Source organism: Hydrogenophaga sp. 2FB, assembly GCF_005503365.1.
Classification (GTDB): Bacteria; Pseudomonadota; Gammaproteobacteria; order Burkholderiales; family Burkholderiaceae_C; genus Hydrogenophaga.
The window spans coordinates 1-17203 of record NZ_SCML01000038.1; the positions used below are offsets into that span (position 1 = coordinate 1).

The following is a 17203-nucleotide window of genomic DNA, read 5'->3' on the forward strand; positions in this document are numbered from 1 at the left end:
AGCACCGTCGTGATCGCCGCCGTCAGCGTCGTCTTGCCATGGTCAACGTGACCAATCGTGCCCACGTTCACGTGCGGCTTGGTCCGCTCAAATTTCTCTTTTGCCATTTTTCAGCTCCAAAAACAAATTGCCGAAACACCAGAACAAATACAAATAACTGGTGCCCATGGCGGGAATCGGACCCGCGACCTCTCCCTTACCAAGGGAGTGCTCTACCACTGAGCCACATGGGCCAAGGCATCCGGCAAGCCGAACACCCCTGGAATCTCACTAACTACCAGCCCGAAACGGGCCCACAACCGACGCAACATGGAGCGGGAGACGGGAATCGAACCCGCGTCATCAGCTTGGAAGGCTGGGGTTCTACCATTGAACTACTCCCGCCCGAACAAGCCGGCGCCACACGGCACCGAATCACAAGAGCGCGACTTCCCATTCACTAACACGTCACATCGATCGCTGGTGGAGGAGGCTGGATTCGAACCAGCGTACGCGTAAGCGGGCAGATTTACAGTCTGCTGCCTTTAACCACTCGGCCACCCCTCCATAGCGCAGCCCGCGATTATGCCATGAATTTATGGCGGGAGACCTCCAAGCCTTCGACCGCGTCACCACGCCACGGGCGGCAGGCGCTGCCCGGACAGCCAGGCATTGGCTTGCCCGAAATGGCCACACCCGACGAAAGGCACCGGGCCGCGCCGGGCCGACAGCGGCGAGGGATGGTTGGCGCTCAGCACAAGGTGGCGCCCGGCATCGATCAGGGGCGCCTTCTTCTGCGCGTGAGCACCCCAGAGCAGAAATACCTTGGGGCCGCCGGTCTCGCCGCAGTGGCGGATGACCGCATCCGTCAAGGTTTCCCAGCCTCGGCCCGCATGGCTGGCGGGCTGGCCGTCCTCCACCGTCAGGCCGGTGTTGAGCAGCAGTACCCCTTGGCGGGCCCAGCGCACCAGAGAGCCGTCGGCGGGCGCCGGTGCGGCCAAGTCGCGCTGCAGCTCCTGCAGCATGTTGCGCAGGCTGGGCGGCACCTTGACGCCCGGCGCGACGGAAAATGCAAGGCCTTCCGCCTGGCCGGGGCCGTGATACGGGTCTTGCCCCAGGATGACCACGCGAACCGCCTCGGGTGGGGTGAGATCGAGGGCCCGCAGCGGCTGGGGCGGGTAGATCACCGCGCCGTGGGCCAACCGATCTTCCAGAAAGCGCTGCAAGCCTTGGCCCTGGGGTGACGCCCAGAAACCGGAGACCAGCCCAGCCCAACCGGGCTGAACAGGCCAGTCGGACGGATTGGCCGAAGTCAGGCGGGGGGCCGCCGCAGGCCCATCCCAGTCGAAGCCGGTCTGCATCGCAACCTCAGGCAAACAACTCGGCCAGCGCCAGACCCGGTTCGGGCGCGCGCATGAACGCTTCGCCGACGAGGAAAGCGTTGACGCCCGCGGCGCGCATGGTTTGCACGTCGGCCCGGCCCAGAATGCCGGATTCGGTGATCAGAAGACGGTCCGCGGGCACGTCGGGCAGCATGTCCAGTGTGGTCTGCAGGCTCACCTCGAAGGTGCGCAGGTTGCGGTTGTTGATGCCCACCAGCCGGGTCTTGAGCTTGAGCGCGCGATCCAGTTCGGCGCGGTCGTGCACCTCCACCAGCACCGCCATGTTCAGACCCAGCGCAATGGCTTCGAGTTCGGCCATGCGGGCGTCGTCCAGGCAGGCCGCAATGAGCAGGATCGCGTCGGCGCCCATCGCGCGGGCTTCATAGACCTGGTACGGGTCGACCATGAAGTCCTTGCGCAACACCGGCAGATCGCAACTGGCGCGCGCCTGCTTGAGGAAGTCGGGGCTGCCCTGGAAGAACTGGCGGTCGGTCAGCACCGACAGGCAGGCGGCGCTGACCTTGCCATCGCCTTCGGCATAACTTTGCGCAATATCGGCCGGGATGAAGTCTTCGCGCAGCACACCTTTGCTGGGGCTGGCTTTCTTCACTTCGGCGATCACGGCGGCGCGGCCGGCGGCGATCTTGCTGCGCAGCGCGCCCTCGAAATCGCGCGTGAGCACGCGGCTTTCGGCGTCGAAGCGGATCGCATCGAGCGGCTTCTTGCGCTGCGCGGCGGCGATTTCCTCGTGTTTGACGGTGACGATTTTCTGCAGGATGTCGCTCATGGTGGTGTCCGGGTCAGGCCACGAAGGCCTTGAGTTGTTCGAGCTTGGCCAATGCCGCGCCAGAGGCCAGTGTGCGTCGGGCCAGCGCAATGCCGGCGTTCATGTCGGCCGCCACGTTGGCGGCATAAAGCGCCACGCCGGCGTTGAGCGCCACGATCTCGCTGGCGGCCTTGAGGGCCGGCTCGTCACGGCCTTCGAGCACGCCCATGAGCATCTGGCGCGAAGCTTCGGGCGTTTCCACCCGCAGCGCGCGGCTGCTGGCCATGGTCATGCCGAAGTCTTCGGGGTGGATTTCGTATTCGGTGATTTCGCCATTCTTGAGTTCGCCCACCAGGGTGGCGGCGCCGAGCGAGACCTCGTCCATGCCGTCGCGGCCGTAGACCACGACCGCGTGTTCGGCGCCCAGGCGCTGCAGCGCGCGCACCTGGATGCCGACGAGATCGGGGTGGAACACGCCCATCAGGATGTTGGGCGCGGACGCGGGATTGGTCAGCGGACCGAGGATGTTGAAGATGGTCTTGATGCCGAGTTCGCGTCGCACCGGCGCCACGTTCTTCATGGCGGGGTGGTGGTTGGGCGCGAACATGAAGCCCACGCCGACCTGCTCGATGCAGCGCGCGATGGCTTCGGGCGGCAGGTTGATGTTGACGCCCAGGCTTTCCAGCACGTCGGCGCTGCCGCTTTTGCTCGACACGCTGCGCCCGCCGTGCTTGCTTACACGCGCGCCGGCTGCGGCCGCGACGAACATGGAGCAGGTGGAAATGTTGAAGGTGTGCGAGCCGTCGCCGCCGGTGCCCACGATGTCGACCAGGTGGGTCTTGTTGGCCACATTCACCTTGGTGGAGAACTCGCGCATCACCTGCGCGGCGGCGGTGATCTCGCCGATGGTTTCCTTCTTCACGCGCAGGCCCGTGATGAGGGCGGCCATCATCACGGGCGACATCTCGCCGCTCATGATCATGCGCATGAGGTGCAGCATTTCGTCGTGGAAGATTTCGCGGTGCTCGATGGTGCGTTGCAGGGCTTCCTGCGGGGTGATCTTGTGTGCGGTGGTGGGCGACATAGGAGGCTCCGTACGTTCTTTTTACTGGGCGGGATGGTCGGTGAAGGCCAGCTTCAGGCCGAAGCCGATGAAGAGCAGGCCGGCGGCGCGGTCGAGCCAGTGCATGGCCTGGCGCACCCGTTGCACGCGGCGCGCGGCCCAGGCCGCCACCCATGCGTAACCCAGCGTCACGGGCAGGGCATTGACGCTGAACAGAACACCCAGGGCCAGGAAGGCCAGGGTCTTGTGACTCGTATCCGGCGCGATGAACTGCGGCAGGAACGCCAGAAAGAACAGCGCGACCTTGGGGTTGAGCACGTTGGTGAGGAAACCGCGGCGGAACACGCGGCCCATGTCGGGCTCGGCCGGCGCGGCGTCGGGCGACCAGCCCGGCGTGGACGCGCGCAGCAACCGCACGCCCATCCACAACAGGTAGGCGGCGCCAATGACCTTGACAACTGTGAATGCCATGGCCGAGGTCGCCAGCAAAGCGCCCAGACCGATGGTGGCCACCGCGACATGCACGAAGCACCCGGCGAAGATGCCGAGCGCGGCCACCATGCCGACCCGCGCGCCGCCGCGCAGCGAATGGTTCACGATGTAGAGCACGTCAGGCCCCGGCGTGAGGTTGAGCAGCCAGCCGGCCACGATGAAGAGCAGGAGTTGCGGCAGATCCGGCATGGCGTGCTCCTCTTGCGTTCAATACACGGCCGATCCGGCCGGGCGCGCAGCGGCGGCGTTGCCGCCCGCTTGCGCAAAGAAGTTGCGGGTGCTGGCGATTGCGCGGTCGATGCCCGCCCCATCCACGTCCAGGTGCGTCACGAAGCGCAGGCCGATCAGGCCGGTGCCCAGCACGCCGTCGTTCGCCAGGTGGGCGAGAAGGTCGGGCCCGCGGCCGTTCGCCACGTCGACGAACACGATGTTGGTCTGCGCCGAGCGCACGCTCAGGCCTTCGATGCCGGCGAGGCCTTGCGCCAGGCGCTGCGCAAGCGCGTGGTCGTCGGCCAGGCGGCGCACGTGGTGGTCCAGCGCGTGGTGCGCCGCGGCGGCCAGCAAACCGGCCTGCCGCAGACCGCCACCGAGCATCTTGCGCCAGCGCAAGGCGCGACGGATCAGCTCGTTCGAACCGCACAGCGCCGAGCCCACCGGTGCGCCCAGGCCTTTGCTGAAGCAAACCGAGACGCTGTCGAAGCGGTCGACGATGCCGCGCACGGCAACGTACGGGTCGCCGCCCGCGGCCACCGCCGCGTTGAACACGCGTGCGCCGTCCAGGTGCACCGCCAAACCCTGCTCGCGCGCCAGTGCGGTGGCCTGGTCGAGGTACTCGGTCGGCATCGGGTGGCCGTTCCAGGTGTTCTCCAGGCACAGCAGGCGCGTGCGGGCGAAATGGGGGTCATCGGGTTTGATGGCAGAGGCTATGTCGGCCAGCTGCATCTGCCCGCTGGCGTTTTGCGCCAAGGGCTGCGGCTGGATGCTGCCCAGCACCGCCGCGCCGCCGCCTTCGTAGCGGTAGGTGTGCGCGTTCTGGCCCACGATGTATTCGTCACCCCGCTCGCAGTGCGACAGCATCGCGCAGAGGTTGCTCTGCGTGCCGCTGGGCATGAACAGCGCGGCCTCCTTGCCGGTGATGGCGGCGATGCGCTCCTGCAGCGCTTGCACCGACGGGTCATCGCCGAAAACATCGTCGCCCAAGGGCGCGGCCATCATGGCCTCGCGCATGGCGGCCGTCGGTTGCGTCACGGTATCGCTTCTGAGGTCAACAGTGTTCATACGGCCTGTTCCAGAAAGTTCTTGAGCATGGCGTGGCCGTGCTCGGTGAGGATGCTCTCGGGGTGGAATTGCACGCCCTCGATGGCCAGCGTCTTGTGCTTCGCGCCCATGATCTCGCCATCCGGCGTCCAGGCCGTGATCTCCAGGCAATCGGGGCAGCTCGCGCGCTCGATCGCCAGCGAGTGGTAGCGGTTCACGGTGAACTGCTCGGGCAGGTTGGCGAACACGCCCTGGCGCGTGGTGGTGATCTGCGAGGTCTTGCCGTGCATGAGTTCCTGCGCGCGGATGATCTTGCCGCCGAACGCCGCACCGATGCTCTGGTGCCCCAGGCACACGCCCAGGATGGGCAGCTTGCCGGCGAAGTGCTGGATCGCCGCCACCGAAATGCCGGCCTCGGCGGGCGAGCACGGGCCGGGCGAGATCACCAGGCGGTCGAGCTGGCCGGCGTCCAGGCGGGCCTGAATGTCGGCCACGGTGATCTCGTCGTTGCGGAACACGCTGACTTCGGCGCCCAACTCGCCGAAGTACTGCACGATGTTGTAGGTGAAGGAGTCGTAGTTGTCGACCATCAGCAACTGCACGGGTTTCATTCCAGGCCCTCCTCGACCAGTTCGGCGGCACGCAAGAGCGCGCGCGCCTTGTGCTCGGTTTCTCTCCATTCCATCTCGGGGACCGAGTCCGCCACCACGCCGGCCGCGGCCTGCACGTAGAGCGTGTCGTCCTTGATGATGCCGGTGCGGATGGCGATCGCCACGTCCATGTCGCCGGCGTAGCTCAGGTAACCGCAGGCGCCGCCGTAGATGCCGCGCTTGGTGGGTTCGAGCTGGTCGATCATTTCCATGGCGTGCACCTTGGGCGCGCCGGTAAGCGTGCCGGCCGGGAACGTGGCCTTGAGCACGTCCATGTTGGTCATGTTGTCGTTGAGCACGCCTTCGACGTTGCTCACGATGTGCATCACGTGGCTGTAGCGCTCCACCGCAAACGCCTCGGTGACTTTCACCGTGCCGATCTTCGCGATGCGGCCGATGTCGTTGCGCGCGAGGTCGATCAACATGACGTGTTCGGCGCGTTCCTTGGGGTCGTTCACCAGCTCGATTTCGGTGGTTTTGTCGAGCTCGGGCGTGGCGCCGCGCGGGCGCGTGCCGGCCAACGGGCGAATGATCACCTTCTGGCCCTCGGTGGTGTTCTCCTGCCGCACCAGAATTTCGGGCGACGCCCCCACGACGTGGAAATCGCCGAAGTGGTAGTAATACATGTAGGGCGAGGGGTTGAGCGAGCGCAGCGCGCGGTACAGGCTCAGCGGCGATTCGGTGTAGCGCTTCTTGATGCGCTGGCCGACCTGCACCTGCATGAAGTCACCACCGGCGATCAATTCCTTCGCGCGTTCGACCGCCTTGAGGTAATCGGCCTTGGCGAAGTCGCGCTCGGCCGGATGGCTCTGGCTGGGCTTGACGACCGGTGCGCTCACCGAATACTTCAGCGCTTCGCGCAGGTCGCGCAAGCGCTTCTTGGCGTTGGCGTAGGCCTCGGGCTGGGCCGGGTCGGCGTAGACGATCAGGTAGAGCTTGCCGGAGAGGTTGTCGATCACCGCCAACTCTTCGCATTGCAGCAGCAGGATGTCGGGGCAGCCCATCGCGTCGGGCGGGCAGGTGGCTTCGAGTTTCTTCTCGATGTGGCGCACCGCGTCGTAGCCGAAGTAACCGGCCAGACCGCCGCAGAAGCGCGGCAGCCCCGGGCGCAGCGCGACCTTGAAGCGCTTCTGGTACGCGGCAATGAAGTCCAGCGGGTTGCCATGGTCGGTCTCGATGACCACACCTTCGCGCACCACCTCGGTTTTCGCCTCGGCGCCAAAACCCGTGGCGCGCAGCAGTGTGCGGGCGGGCAGGCCGATGAAGCTGTAGCGCCCGAAGCGCTCGCCGCCCACCACGGATTCGAGCAGGAAGCTGTGCTTGCCGTCGCCGCGTCCGTGCGCGAGCTTGAGGTAGAGCGAGAGCGGGGTTTCGAGGTCCGCGAAGGCTTCGGCCATCAGCGGGATGCGGTTGTAGCCCTGCTGGGCCAGGCTCTTGAATTCCAGTTCGGTGATCATGTTCGTCGTTCTTTCCATCGGCCACGCCTGCGGTCATCGACGCTTGGGGCGCGGTTTGCGGGGACTGGTCATCCGGTCAGGCGGGCTGCCGGGCTTGGGTGGGGGACAGTGGCGGCGGCTGGTGGGTCAACGCGCGCGGACTGTGCAAACCCCGGGGAAGGTGCACGTTTACGCTGGCTTACGCCAGGGCCAGGCTCCCCGGCCATTGCGGCTCGGAAGAAAACCTGTGAAGGGTGTGCGTGGGTTGAACATGGAAGGCGCAGTGTAGCAAAGCGCCGTGTCCGTGGCCTGCGTCACGCGCCCAAGCTTTGGTTTTACGGCCAAACCCTGATGCCTGCGGGGCCGTCCAGACAGGACAATCCCCACGAAAAGAACGGTCGTTCTTTTTTTACCCACCCCGCAGTCCCGAAGGCACCGATGAAAACACCGTTCCTCCCCGCCCTTGCCCTGAGCGCCGCACTGCTGGGCGCTTCGCTCGCACAGGCGGCCACCGTCGACCTGGCCGGCGTGAAGCTCGAAGACCGCGCCACCGTGGCGGGCAGCCCGCTGGTGCTCAATGGCGCCGGCATCCGCTACAAGGCCGTGTTCAAGGTCTACGCCGCCGGCCTGTATCTCGCGGCGAAGGCGGGCACGCCGGACGCCGTGCTGGCCACCCAGGGCCCCAAACGCATCAGCATCACCATGCTGCGCGACATCGACTCGGCCGAACTGGGCAAGCTGTTCTCGCGCGGCATGGAAGACAACATGGACCGCAGCGCCTTCTCCAAACTCATCCCGGGCGTGCTGCGCATGAGCCAGGTGTTCAGCGCCCACAAGAAGCTGCAGGCTGGCGACAACTTCCTGGTGGACTGGGTGCCCGGCACCGGCGCCGTGCTCACCATCAAGGGCAAGGTCGAGGGCGAGCCGTTCAAGGAGCCCGAGTTCTACGACGCGCTGCTGCGCATCTGGCTGGGCCCCAAGCCGGCCGACCACCTGCTCAAGGACGCCCTGCTCGGCCTGTCAAAGTAATTGCAGTTCGGCCAGCGAGTCGATCAGCCGGTCGTGCGGCGCCTGGTCGATCGGGTCGCCGTGGTTGTAGCCGTAAGTGACGAGCACGACGGGGCAGCCGGCCGCGCGGGCGGCCATGCCGTCGTTCTGCGAATCGCCCACCATCAGGGTTTGGGCCGGCGCGGTGCCCAGGGCTTCGCAGGTCTTGAGCAGCGGCAGCGGATCGGGCTTGTTGCGCTCGAAGCTGTCGCCCCCAAACACGTGGCTGAAAAACCCGCTCAATCCCTTGGCCTGCAGCAGCGGGCGCGCGAAGCTCAGCGGCTTGTTGGTCAGGCAGGCCAGCGGCAGGCCGCGCGCGCGCAGTGCCGTGAGGCCCTCGATCACACCGGGGTAAACCGCGCTGTGCTGGCCGTTGATGGCGAGGTAGTGCGCCTGATAGCGCGTCCAGGCGTCGGCTTGCACGCCGACCGCTTCGTCGCCGCTGAGCCCCCCGTGCAGCAGCGCTGAACGGATGAGATGCGCCGAGCCCTTGCCCACCATGCGCTCGATGTCGACCCGCGTCACGGTGGGGCGACCGAGGTCCTCGAGGGTCTGGTTGAGCGCGACGTCGAAGTCACCCAGGGTGTCGACCATGGTGCCGTCCAGATCGATGATGGCGGCCTGAACGGCGTGAAGGTGCGGCGCGAACGCTGTCGGTTGGATCATGGTTTGGTAGAAATGGCGCCGGCTTTGTGCGCGGCCAGCAATGCCTCGCGAAATGTCTCGGCGATCCGCAGGAGCTCGGGCGAGCGGCGGCGGATGCAGGCAAATGTACAGCGGTAAAAGAGCCGCTCGGGCGATACCGCCCGCATCCGCCCGCCCTCCACGAACGGCTGCGCGTAGTGGTCGGGCAGGAAGCCCACGAACATGCCGGACAGGACCAGGGTGGCCACCGCCTCCTGATCGCTGGCGGTGGCGGCCCGCTCCAGGCCACGACCCTGCGCGAGCGACATGTTGGGCGAGTGGTAGCCCAACGCCGCCAGGTGCTGGCGCCTGAGTTCCGCCCACCCGTGCCGTTTCGAGGCCTCGCCGAACCACGGATGCCCGGAACCGGCATACAGGTGCATGTTCTCTTCAAAGAGACGGTCGTAGCTCAGGCTGTCCGAGCGCCGATGTTCGGGAATCACCCCCAGGTGGTACTGACCGTCGATGACACCGCGCTCGATCATGGCGATCGTGCCCACGTGCAGGTGCAGATGCACCTGCGGCGCCTGCCGCCGGAACAGCGCGATCGCATCGGACAGCCGGGCCTGCGGGTTGCTGGCGGTTTTTTCGAACACGGCCACATGCAGGTCACCACCCAAACTGCGGTGGATGTTGTGCAGGTTGCCTCGAAAGGCATCGGTGGCGGCGAGCAACTGCTCGGTGGCGGCGTACACCAGCTCCCCCTCGGGCGTCAGCGAGAAACCCGCCCGGCCACGCCGGCACAACACGAGGTTGAGGCGGGTCTCCAGGTCTTTCACGTGGCGGCTGATCGTCGACATGGCCAGGTTGAGTTCCAGCTCGGCCGAGGCCATGCCGCGGCAATCCACCACGGCCTTGAACACCCGCAGCAGGCGCAGGTCCACGTCGCCAAGCTGGCCAATGGGTGTGGGGTTGTTTGCTTGCATGAATCGTCAACTTTACTGGGAAACGTTGTCATTCTCTCAATCCGAACATCTCCCCAGAATGCGCCGATCCGACCCACTTCAAGAAGCACTTCCATGGACATGCCGGTCAACCACCCCACCCCCAACGCCACGCGCACCGACGCCGATTGGCTCGCGGCGCACTGGATGCCCTACACGGGCAACCGCGACTTCAAGGCCAAGCCGCGCCTGATCGCTTCCGCGCAAGGCGCCTACTACGTCACACAGGACGGGCGCCGGATCTTCGATGGCCTGTCGGGCCTGTGGTGCACCGGGCTCGGCCATGCCCGCCAGGAGATCGTCGAGGCGGTGAGCCGCCAGGTGGCCACGCTGGACTATTCGCCAGCGTTCCAGTTCGGCCATGCCCTGTCGTTCGAGCTCGCCAACAAGATCGTCGAACGCATGCCTGCGGGGCTGAACCGGGTGTTCTTCACGGGCTCGGGCTCGGAGGCGGCGGATACCTCGCTGAAGATGGCGCGCGCCTACTGGCGCGCCAAAGGACAGGCCGGCAAGACGCGTCTGATCGGCCGCCTCAAGGGCTACCACGGCGTGAACTTTGGCGGCATCTCGGTGGGCGGCATCGCGGCCAACCGCAAGCTGTTTGGCCAGGGCGTGGAAGCCGACCATCTGAACCACACGCAGCCCGCGCTGGGCAGCTTTCACAAAGGCATGCCGCCCGTGGGCGCCGCCTTGGCCGACGAGCTGCTCGACCTGATTGCGCTGCACGACGCATCCAACATCGCGGCTGTCATCGTCGAACCGTTTTCGGGGTCGGCGGGTGTGGTGGTGCCGCCGGTGGGCTATCTGCAGCGCCTGCGCGAGATCTGCACCGCCCACAACATCCTGCTGATCTTCGACGAGGTCATCACCGGCTTTGGCCGGACCGGCGCGTGGACCGGCGCGCAAGCCTTTGGCGTGACCCCGGACATATTGAACATAGCCAAACAGGTGACCAACGGTGTGCAGCCGCTGGGCGGTGTGGTCGCGCGCCAGGACATCTACGACACCTTCATGGACGCGGGCGGCCCGGACTACATGCTCGAGTTCCCCCATGGCTACACCTACTCCGCGCACCCGGTCGCCTGCGCTGCCGGCATCGCCTCGCTGGATCTGCTGGCCCGCGACCACGCCATGCAACGCGTCACCGAACTGGCGCCGGTCTTCGAACGCGCCGTTCACGGCCTGCAGGGCTGCAAGCATGTGGCGGACATCCGCAACTTCGGCCTGGCCGCCGGCATCACGATCGACGCGCTGCCGGGCGAGCCCGCCAAACGCCCTTACGACATCGCCATGGCGATGTACGACAAGGGCTTCTATGTGCGCTATGGCGGCGACACCATCCAGCTCGCCCCACCGTTCATCAGCACGGAAGCGGAGCTGGGCCGCTTGATGGACGCCTTGGGCGAGACCCTCAACGCCACCGCTTGATGTCGCATGCCGCCCACGGATGGGGCGGCTGCAGGCCCTTCAGCCCTGGCCGAAGAACGGGGCGTTACTTCAACGCCACGCGCATCTGGTCGATCACCGACTTGTAGTCCGGCTTGCCAAAGATCGCGCTGCCCGCGACGAAGGTGTCGGCACCCGCATCCGCCACGCGGCGGATGTTGTCGGCCTTGATGCCGCCATCCACCTCCAGGCGGATGTCCTTGCCGCTGGCCTCGATGCGTTTGCGCGCGTCTTCGATCTTGCGCAGTGCGGACTCGATGAAGCTCTGGCCGCCGAAGCCGGGGTTGACGCTCATGATGAGGATCAGGTCGATGTCGTCGATCAGCCAGTCCAGCACGTCCAGCGTCGCGCCGGGGTTGAAGGTGAGGCCAGCCTTGGCGCCCTTGGCCTTGATCGCCTGCACGCTGCGGTGTACGTGGGTGCTCGCGTCGGGGTGAAAGCTCACCAGGTCGGCGCCGGCGTCGATGAAGGCGCCGGCCAGCGCGTCCACCGGCTGGATCATCAGGTGCACGTCGATCGGCACCGGCGTGCCATCGGGTTTCTTCGCGTGCGGCTTGAGCGCCTGGCAGATCATCGGCCCGAAAGTCAGGTTGGGCACGTAGTGGTTGTCCATCACGTCGAAATGGATCCAGTCGGCGCCAGCGGCGATGACGTTCTTCACTTCGTCGCCGAGCCGGGCGAAGTCGGCGGAGAGGATGGAAGGGGCGATGCGGTAGGTGGTGGTGGACATGGTCTGGCTGCGCTGGCGTGGGGAATGAAGACCCGCATTCTCGCAGGGCCGTTGCCCTGACGCAGCCGCGCGGTAACATGCCGCCCATGCCGAAATACCTGTTCACCTGCGAGGTCGAACCCCAATACCTGAGCGAGCAGTCTTCGCCCGATGAAGACCTGTACGCCTTCGCCTTCGCCTACACCATCACCATCACCAACGCGGGCGAGGTCACGGCGCAGCTGATTTCGCGCCACTGGATCATCGACGACGCCAACGGCCACACCGAAGAGGTCAAGGGCCTGGGCGTGGTCGGCCACCAGCCGCTGCTGCGGCCCGGCGAATCGTTCCAGTACACCAGTGGCACGCGCCTGGCCACGCCCACGGGCAGCATGCGCGGCAGCTACTTCTGCGTGGCCGAAGATGGCGAGCGCTTTGAATCCACCGTGCCCGAATTCCACTTGCTCGCACCCGGCTCGGGCGACGCGCCCGCGCGCGTCCTGCACTGACCTCCACCGCTTCCTCACGCGGCCAAACACCCCACGACCGCATGCCCATCGCCACCCCGCTCGACACCCTGGACCCGGACGCCTCGCTGGCGCTGCGCCACCTCTGGCTGATCAACGCGCTGCGCTGGGTGCGCGGCGACGAAAGCGATGTGCAGGCCAGCGTGGCGCGCGTGCGTGCCTTCGTCGACGCGGTACAGGCCACGCCCGAAGCGCAGGCGCGCTGGCGCCGCTGGTGGCGCCAGTTCATCGGCACGGTGGACATCACGCCGCTGCTGGCCGACCACGGCTTTGCGCCGCGCACCGCTTTTCTCAGCGAGTTCGGCAACCGCCTGCGCAAGAAGGTGTTGCCCGGCACGCCCGAGACCACCGACATGGCCGAGCTGTTCGACCTGCTGCTGTCTTCGCGCTTCGACGTGCGCTGGCTCAAGGCGCTGGACAGCGAGACGCTCAAGCGTCTGCACAGCGGCCTGATCGAACCTGAGCCCGACGCCGCGGTGCAGGACGATCCCTCCAGCTTCTGGGAAGACGCGCTGATGGACGCGCTGGTCTACTGCGCCAGCCAGATCTGCGCCACCGGCTTTGCCTCCGAGATCCGGGGCCGCATGTCGCCCGAGGCCAAGGCGGGGCGCGCCTTCCACCAGTTGCCGGCCGACTTCGAAGGCCTGCGCCGCGCGGTCGACGCGCACGGCGCGCGCAGCCCGCAGGCCCTGGCCGCCGCCGACGCGCTGCGCGCCATCCTCGACACCTGCCGCCACGCCGCGTACACCGTGTACTCGCACCTGGAAGAGCACGGCGTCTCGGTGGGCATCGTGTTCCGGCTGCGCCAGTTGCGCGAGCGCGTGGTGCGCATGAAGCAACTGCTGGACTGCCTGCAGTCCGAGCAGCCCGAGCGCGCCACCGCCGCGCTGCTGGCCGACCTGGCGCAGGTGGGCATCGACAACCGCAGCATCCGCGCCCTCGTCGCCAGCAGCTCGCAGCTGACGGCGGCCAAGGTGGCCGAGCGCAGCGCGGAAAGCGGCGAGCACTACATCACCCGCAACGCGGTCGAGTACCGCGGCATGCTACGCAAGGCGGCGGGCGGCGGCGCCATCGTCGGCCTGACCGTGTGGGTCAAGTTCCTGATGGTGGGCCTGGGCCTCACGGCGTTCTGGGGCGGCTTCGCCAATGGCGTGAACTACGCCACCTCGTTCGTGGTCATCATGCTGTTGCACCTCACGCTGGCCACCAAGCAACCGGCGGTGACGGCGCCGGCCATGGTGGCCAAGCTGCGCGACATCAAACAACCCGGCGCGGTGCGCAGCTTCGTCGACGAAGTGGCCAACCTGTTCCGCTCGCAGGTCGCGTCCATCGTGGGCAACATCGGCATGGTGATTCCCGTGGTGGCGCTGATCAGCCTGCTGATGGTGTGGACCACCGGCCACGCCATGGTCGATGAACACAAGGCGCACGAGGTGCTCAAGAGCATCAGCCTGCTCGGGCCTCTGCTGCTCTATGCGGCCTTCACCGGCGTGCTGCTGTTCGCCTCCAGCATCATCGCGGGCTGGGTGGAGAACTGGTACGTGTTCCACAACCTGGACTCGGCCATGCAGCACAACCCGCGTTTCACGGCTGTGCTCGGGCGCGAGCGCGCCGCGCGCTGGGCCGCCTTCATGCGGCGCAACATCTCGGGCCTGGCGGCCAACATTTCGCTCGGCTTCATGCTCGGCCTGGTGCCAGCCTTCATGACCTTCTTCGGCATCGGGCTGGACGTTCGCCACGTCACGCTCTCGGCGGGCCAGGTTGCGGCAGCCGCGATGGCGCTGGGCTGGGGCGCCTTCACCGAGCCCGCGCTCTGGTGGGCCGTGGCGGGCGTGCTGTTCATCGGGCCGATCAACCTGGGTGTGAGCTTCTACCTCGCGTTCCGCCTCGCGCTGCGCGCACAGAACATCAGCGAGGTGAACCGCCAGCTGATCCGCGCGGCGATCCAGCGCCGCATCCGCGCCGCGCCGCTGAGCTTCCTGCTGCCGCCGCGCCGTCCAGCGGTCGACCCCGACGAACCGGCCGCACCGCAGGCCCATGGGTGAGTTCGACCTGATCCGGCGGCACTTCCAGCGCGCGCCGTCGAACGACACGGGCGCGGTGGTGCTGGGCATCGGCGACGACTGCGCGCTGCTGCAACCCAGCCCCGGCCACCAGCTCGCGATCTCCAGCGACATGCTGGTGGCGGGCCGGCACTTCTTTGCCGACGTGGATCCCGAGGCGCTGGGCCACAAGGCGCTGGCCGTGAACCTGAGCGACCTGGCCGCGATGGGCGCCCGCCCGCTGGGCTTCACACTCGCGCTGGCCTTGCCCCACGCGGACGACGACTGGCTCGCCGCCTTCGCGCGCGGCCTGTTCGCGCTGGCCGACGCGCACGCCTGCCCGCTGGTGGGCGGCGACACCACGCGTGGCCCGCTCAACATCTGCATCACCGTGTTCGGTGAAGTTCAACCCGGCCAGGCACTGCGCCGCGACGCGGCGCGCGTGGGCGACGACCTGTATGTGAGTGGCCGCACCGGTGAAGCGCGGCTGGCGTTGGAACACCTGCGGGGCAGCGACTGGGCCGCAGCAGCCCATGGCGCGGACCTGCGCGCGCGGCTGGAACGCCCCACGCCACGCAACGCGCTCGGTGCCTTGCTGGCCGCGGCCGGCGCGCGCGCGGCGATCGACCTGAGCGATGGCCTGACCGGCGACCTGGGCCACATCCTGCGGGCCAGCGGTGTGGGCGCCGAGATGGATGTGGACGCGCTGCCGGTGGCGCCTGCGCTGCAGGCCTTGCCCGAAGCGCAGCGCCTCGAATGCCTGCTCGCTGGTGGCGACGACTACGAGCTGCTGTTCACGGCGCCGCCCGCATCGCGCGCGGCCATCGCGGCCGCTGCCGCGTCAAGCCAGACGCCGGTCACGCGCATCGGGTGCATCGTGGCGGACACGGGCCTGCGACTGCTCGACGTGAATGGCCAGCCGGTGACGTTCGACGCGCGCAGCTTCGACCACTTCGCCTGAAAGACCCTCAGCGCCGCCCGCTCAACGGCAGAAGCCGGGGTCGCTGTCCCACATGAAGCGTGCCATGGCATCGAACAGCAGCCGGTTCTGGTGGCCCTGCCGCGCCGACCGGTCGAACTGATCGGCCGCATGCACCGCGATGGCGTGGTCGGGTTGCCGCAAGGCCACGCCGCTGCCCTGCGCGGCCACCTGCACTTCGCAGGCGCGCTGCAACAGGTAGTGGTCGGCAAACGCATCCTCGATCGACGCACCGCACACCAGCAGGCCGTGGTTGCGCAGGATCATGATGTTCCGGTCGCCCAGATCGGCCGCCAGGCGCGCGGACTCGTCGTGTTCCAGGGTGATGCCCTCGAAGTCGTGGTACGCGATGCGGTCGGTGTAGAACACCGACGTGAAGCTCAAGGACAGCAGCCCATCGCGCTGGCACGACACCACCTGCCCGGCGGTGGTGTGGGAATGCATGACGCACGCCACGTCGGCCCGCGCGCGGTGCACCGCACTGTGCACCACAAAACCGGCCGGGTTGATCGGGTAAGCGTCGGGGTCGAGCGAACGCCCTTCGAGGTCGATCTTCACCAGGTTGCTCGCGGTCACCTCCCGGTACATCAAGCCAAAGGGGTTGATCAGGAAATGCTCGGTGCCCGGCACGCGCAGCGTGATGTGGTTGTAGATCAGCTCGTGCCAGCCGAGATGCCAGAACATCCGGTAGGCCGCGGCCAGCTCGCACCGCGCTCGCCACTCTTCTGGCGCATAACGCGCGGGCCGCCGCTGCTCGAATTCGTGCGCCAGGGACGTGTCGCGCATGCCTCAGCTCTCCGGCGTGAACGCGACCGCCTTCACCAGCCGGCCCCAGAAGTCTGCTTCGGTCTTGAGCATGCCCGCCAGCTGCTGCGGCGTGGTGGGCAAGGGTTCCATGAACGCGGTAGCGAGGCTGCTGACCACGTCCGGCGCGGCCAGCGCGGACCCAATGGCCGCTTGCAGGCGTTGCACCAGCTCCGCCGGTGTCCTGGCCGGCAGGTAGAAACCGAACCAGCCGACGTAACTGAGATCGCCGAAGCCCTGTTCGGCGAGCGTGGGCGTGTCGGGCGTGAAGCGGCCCCGGCGAGGACCGCTGGTGGCGAGCAGGCGGCACTTGCCGGCCTGCACATTGGGCATGAACTCGCCGGTGGGACCGACCACGGCGGCGATCTGGCCGCCCACCATGTCCAGGATGGCGGGCTGCGAACCCCGGAAGGCCACATGGCGCAAGTCGGCCTGCCCGGCTTTGCCCAGCGCCGAACCGATGAGGTGCGCGGCCGAGCCCGCGCCCGCCGAGCCGAAGTTCGCCTGCGTCCCGTTGGCCTTGCACCAGGCCAGGAAGTCCGGCACCGTGCGCACGCTGGCGGGCACCAGGGCGCCCACCGCGAGCGCGTAGTCGAAAGCGGCCGCGCCCGACACCGGCATCACGTCATGGACCGGGTCGTAGGGCAGCTTCTTAAAGGTGTGGGGATGCAGGCCCAGCGGCGACGCCGGGGTGAGCAACACGGTGGCGCCATCGGGCGCGGCGTTCTTCACGGCCTGCACCGCGATCTGCCCGCCGGCGCCGGTGCGGTTCTCGACGATCGCCACACGCGCGAAACCCGGCTGCAGCTTGTCGGCCACGCGCCGTCCCACCAGGTCGATCGTGCCGCCGGGTGCGAAGCCGATGAGGATCTTCGTGGTCTCCAGCTGTGGTTGGGCGCGGGCATGGGGCGCGAGGCCCGTCATCAGAAGGCCCGCGGCAGAGGCATGGCAGAAATCGCGGCGCGTGAGGTTCATGGTGGATTCCTTGTTGTCGTG

General features: G+C 67.4%; 18 protein-coding genes and 3 tRNA genes. 5 read left to right on the top strand and 16 right to left on the bottom strand.

What is annotated here, in order from left to right:
- The 11 genes from FFS09_RS20430 to trpE all read right to left on the bottom strand — a co-directional run.
- The coding region (locus FFS09_RS20430; RefSeq protein ID WP_208454991.1) for a GTP-binding protein at positions 1-107 on the bottom strand (107 nt) is incomplete at its 3' end.
- 51 nt (positions 108-158) lie between these two features.
- Positions 159-233: transfer RNA gene (locus FFS09_RS20435), tRNA-Thr, on the bottom strand.
- Positions 234-310: 77 nt separating this feature from the next.
- Positions 311-384: transfer RNA gene (locus FFS09_RS20440), tRNA-Gly, on the bottom strand.
- Between the two features lie 76 nt (positions 385-460).
- Positions 461-546 (bottom strand) — tRNA-Tyr (locus FFS09_RS20445).
- 62 nt (positions 547-608) lie between these two features.
- Positions 609-1340 carry a uracil-DNA glycosylase gene (locus FFS09_RS20450; protein WP_137920749.1) on the bottom strand — a complete coding sequence of 244 codons (732 nt, stop codon included), beginning with the start codon at positions 1338-1340 and terminating at the stop codon, positions 609-611.
- Between the two features lie 7 nt (positions 1341-1347).
- Entirely contained in the window at positions 1348-2148 is an 801-nt protein-coding gene (gene trpC, locus FFS09_RS20455; protein WP_137920750.1) for an indole-3-glycerol phosphate synthase TrpC, read from the bottom strand.
- Positions 2149-2161: 13 nt separating this feature from the next.
- On the bottom strand, positions 2162-3211 hold the full coding sequence (gene trpD, locus FFS09_RS20460; RefSeq protein WP_137920751.1) for an anthranilate phosphoribosyltransferase: 1050 nt from the start codon (positions 3209-3211) through the stop codon (positions 2162-2164).
- A 21-nt stretch (positions 3212-3232) separates the two neighbouring features.
- The gene (locus tag FFS09_RS20465) at positions 3233-3871 is read right to left on the bottom strand and encodes a LysE family translocator (protein WP_137920752.1); all 639 of its coding nucleotides are present in this window, start codon (positions 3869-3871) and stop codon (positions 3233-3235) included.
- A gap of 18 nt (positions 3872-3889) precedes the next feature.
- Positions 3890-4960: a low-specificity L-threonine aldolase gene (gene ltaE, locus FFS09_RS20470; protein ID WP_137920753.1), complete on the bottom strand. Its 1071-nt coding sequence runs from the start codon at positions 4958-4960 to the stop codon at positions 3890-3892.
- Positions 4957-5541, bottom strand: a complete 585-nt coding sequence (locus tag FFS09_RS20475) for an anthranilate synthase component II (RefSeq protein ID WP_502703750.1) — start codon at positions 5539-5541, stop codon at positions 4957-4959. The genes ltaE and FFS09_RS20475 overlap by 4 nt, the downstream gene beginning before the upstream one ends.
- Positions 5542-5546: 5 nt before the next feature.
- Positions 5547-7046 carry an anthranilate synthase component I gene (trpE, locus tag FFS09_RS20480; RefSeq protein ID WP_137920755.1) on the bottom strand — a complete coding sequence of 500 codons (1500 nt, stop codon included), beginning with the start codon at positions 7044-7046 and terminating at the stop codon, positions 5547-5549.
- 417 nt (positions 7047-7463) lie between these two features.
- Here trpE and FFS09_RS20485 point away from each other — a divergent pair, with 417 nt between their 5' ends.
- Positions 7464-8054 carry a chalcone isomerase family protein gene (locus FFS09_RS20485; protein ID WP_137920756.1) on the top strand — a complete coding sequence of 197 codons (591 nt, stop codon included), beginning with the start codon at positions 7464-7466 and terminating at the stop codon, positions 8052-8054.
- On the opposite strand, the gene gph is transcribed toward FFS09_RS20485, so the two are convergent.
- Together gph and FFS09_RS20495 are read right to left on the bottom strand one after the other, a co-directional pair.
- A complete protein-coding gene (gph, locus tag FFS09_RS20490; protein ID WP_137920757.1) occupies positions 8046-8738 on the bottom strand; it encodes a phosphoglycolate phosphatase in 693 nt (230 codons plus the stop codon). The genes FFS09_RS20485 and gph overlap by 9 nt on opposite strands.
- Positions 8735-9682: a LysR family transcriptional regulator gene (locus tag FFS09_RS20495; protein ID WP_137920758.1), complete on the bottom strand. Its 948-nt coding sequence runs from the start codon at positions 9680-9682 to the stop codon at positions 8735-8737. The genes gph and FFS09_RS20495 overlap by 4 nt, the downstream gene beginning before the upstream one ends.
- Positions 9683-9775: 93 nt before the next feature.
- On the opposite strand from FFS09_RS20495, the gene aptA reads away from it, so the two are divergent.
- Positions 9776-11128, top strand: coding sequence for an omega-aminotransferase AptA (gene aptA, locus FFS09_RS20500; protein WP_137920759.1), 1353 nt, complete (start codon positions 9776-9778; stop codon positions 11126-11128).
- 64 nt (positions 11129-11192) lie between these two features.
- Here the strand turns inward: aptA and rpe are convergent, their stop codons facing one another.
- On the bottom strand, positions 11193-11876 hold the full coding sequence (gene rpe / locus FFS09_RS20505; protein WP_137920760.1) for a ribulose-phosphate 3-epimerase: 684 nt from the start codon (positions 11874-11876) through the stop codon (positions 11193-11195).
- An 86-nt stretch (positions 11877-11962) separates the two neighbouring features.
- Between rpe and apaG the strand changes: the two genes are divergently transcribed.
- From apaG to thiL, 3 genes are read left to right on the top strand one after another with little or no spacing between them, the layout of a single operon-like run.
- On the top strand, positions 11963-12364 hold the full coding sequence (gene apaG, locus FFS09_RS20510; protein ID WP_137920761.1) for a Co2+/Mg2+ efflux facilitator ApaG/CorD: 402 nt from the start codon (positions 11963-11965) through the stop codon (positions 12362-12364).
- A 41-nt stretch (positions 12365-12405) separates the two neighbouring features.
- Positions 12406-14427: a transporter-like protein TlpB gene (tlpB, locus tag FFS09_RS20515; RefSeq protein ID WP_137920762.1), complete on the top strand. Its 2022-nt coding sequence runs from the start codon at positions 12406-12408 to the stop codon at positions 14425-14427.
- Positions 14420-15385 carry a thiamine-phosphate kinase gene (thiL, locus tag FFS09_RS20520; protein ID WP_137920763.1) on the top strand — a complete coding sequence of 322 codons (966 nt, stop codon included), beginning with the start codon at positions 14420-14422 and terminating at the stop codon, positions 15383-15385. Before tlpB ends, thiL begins: the two co-directional genes overlap by 8 nt.
- 21 nt (positions 15386-15406) lie before the next feature.
- Here thiL and FFS09_RS20525 read toward each other — a convergent pair whose 3' ends face one another.
- Positions 15407-16189 (bottom strand): class II aldolase/adducin family protein, encoded by a 783-nt coding sequence (locus FFS09_RS20525; protein ID WP_137920764.1) that lies wholly within the window; start codon positions 16187-16189, stop codon positions 15407-15409.
- A 3-nt stretch (positions 16190-16192) separates the two neighbouring features.
- A complete protein-coding gene (locus FFS09_RS20530; RefSeq protein WP_137920765.1) occupies positions 16193-17182 on the bottom strand; it encodes a Bug family tripartite tricarboxylate transporter substrate binding protein in 990 nt (329 codons plus the stop codon).
- Between the last annotated feature and the right edge of the window lie 21 nt (positions 17183-17203).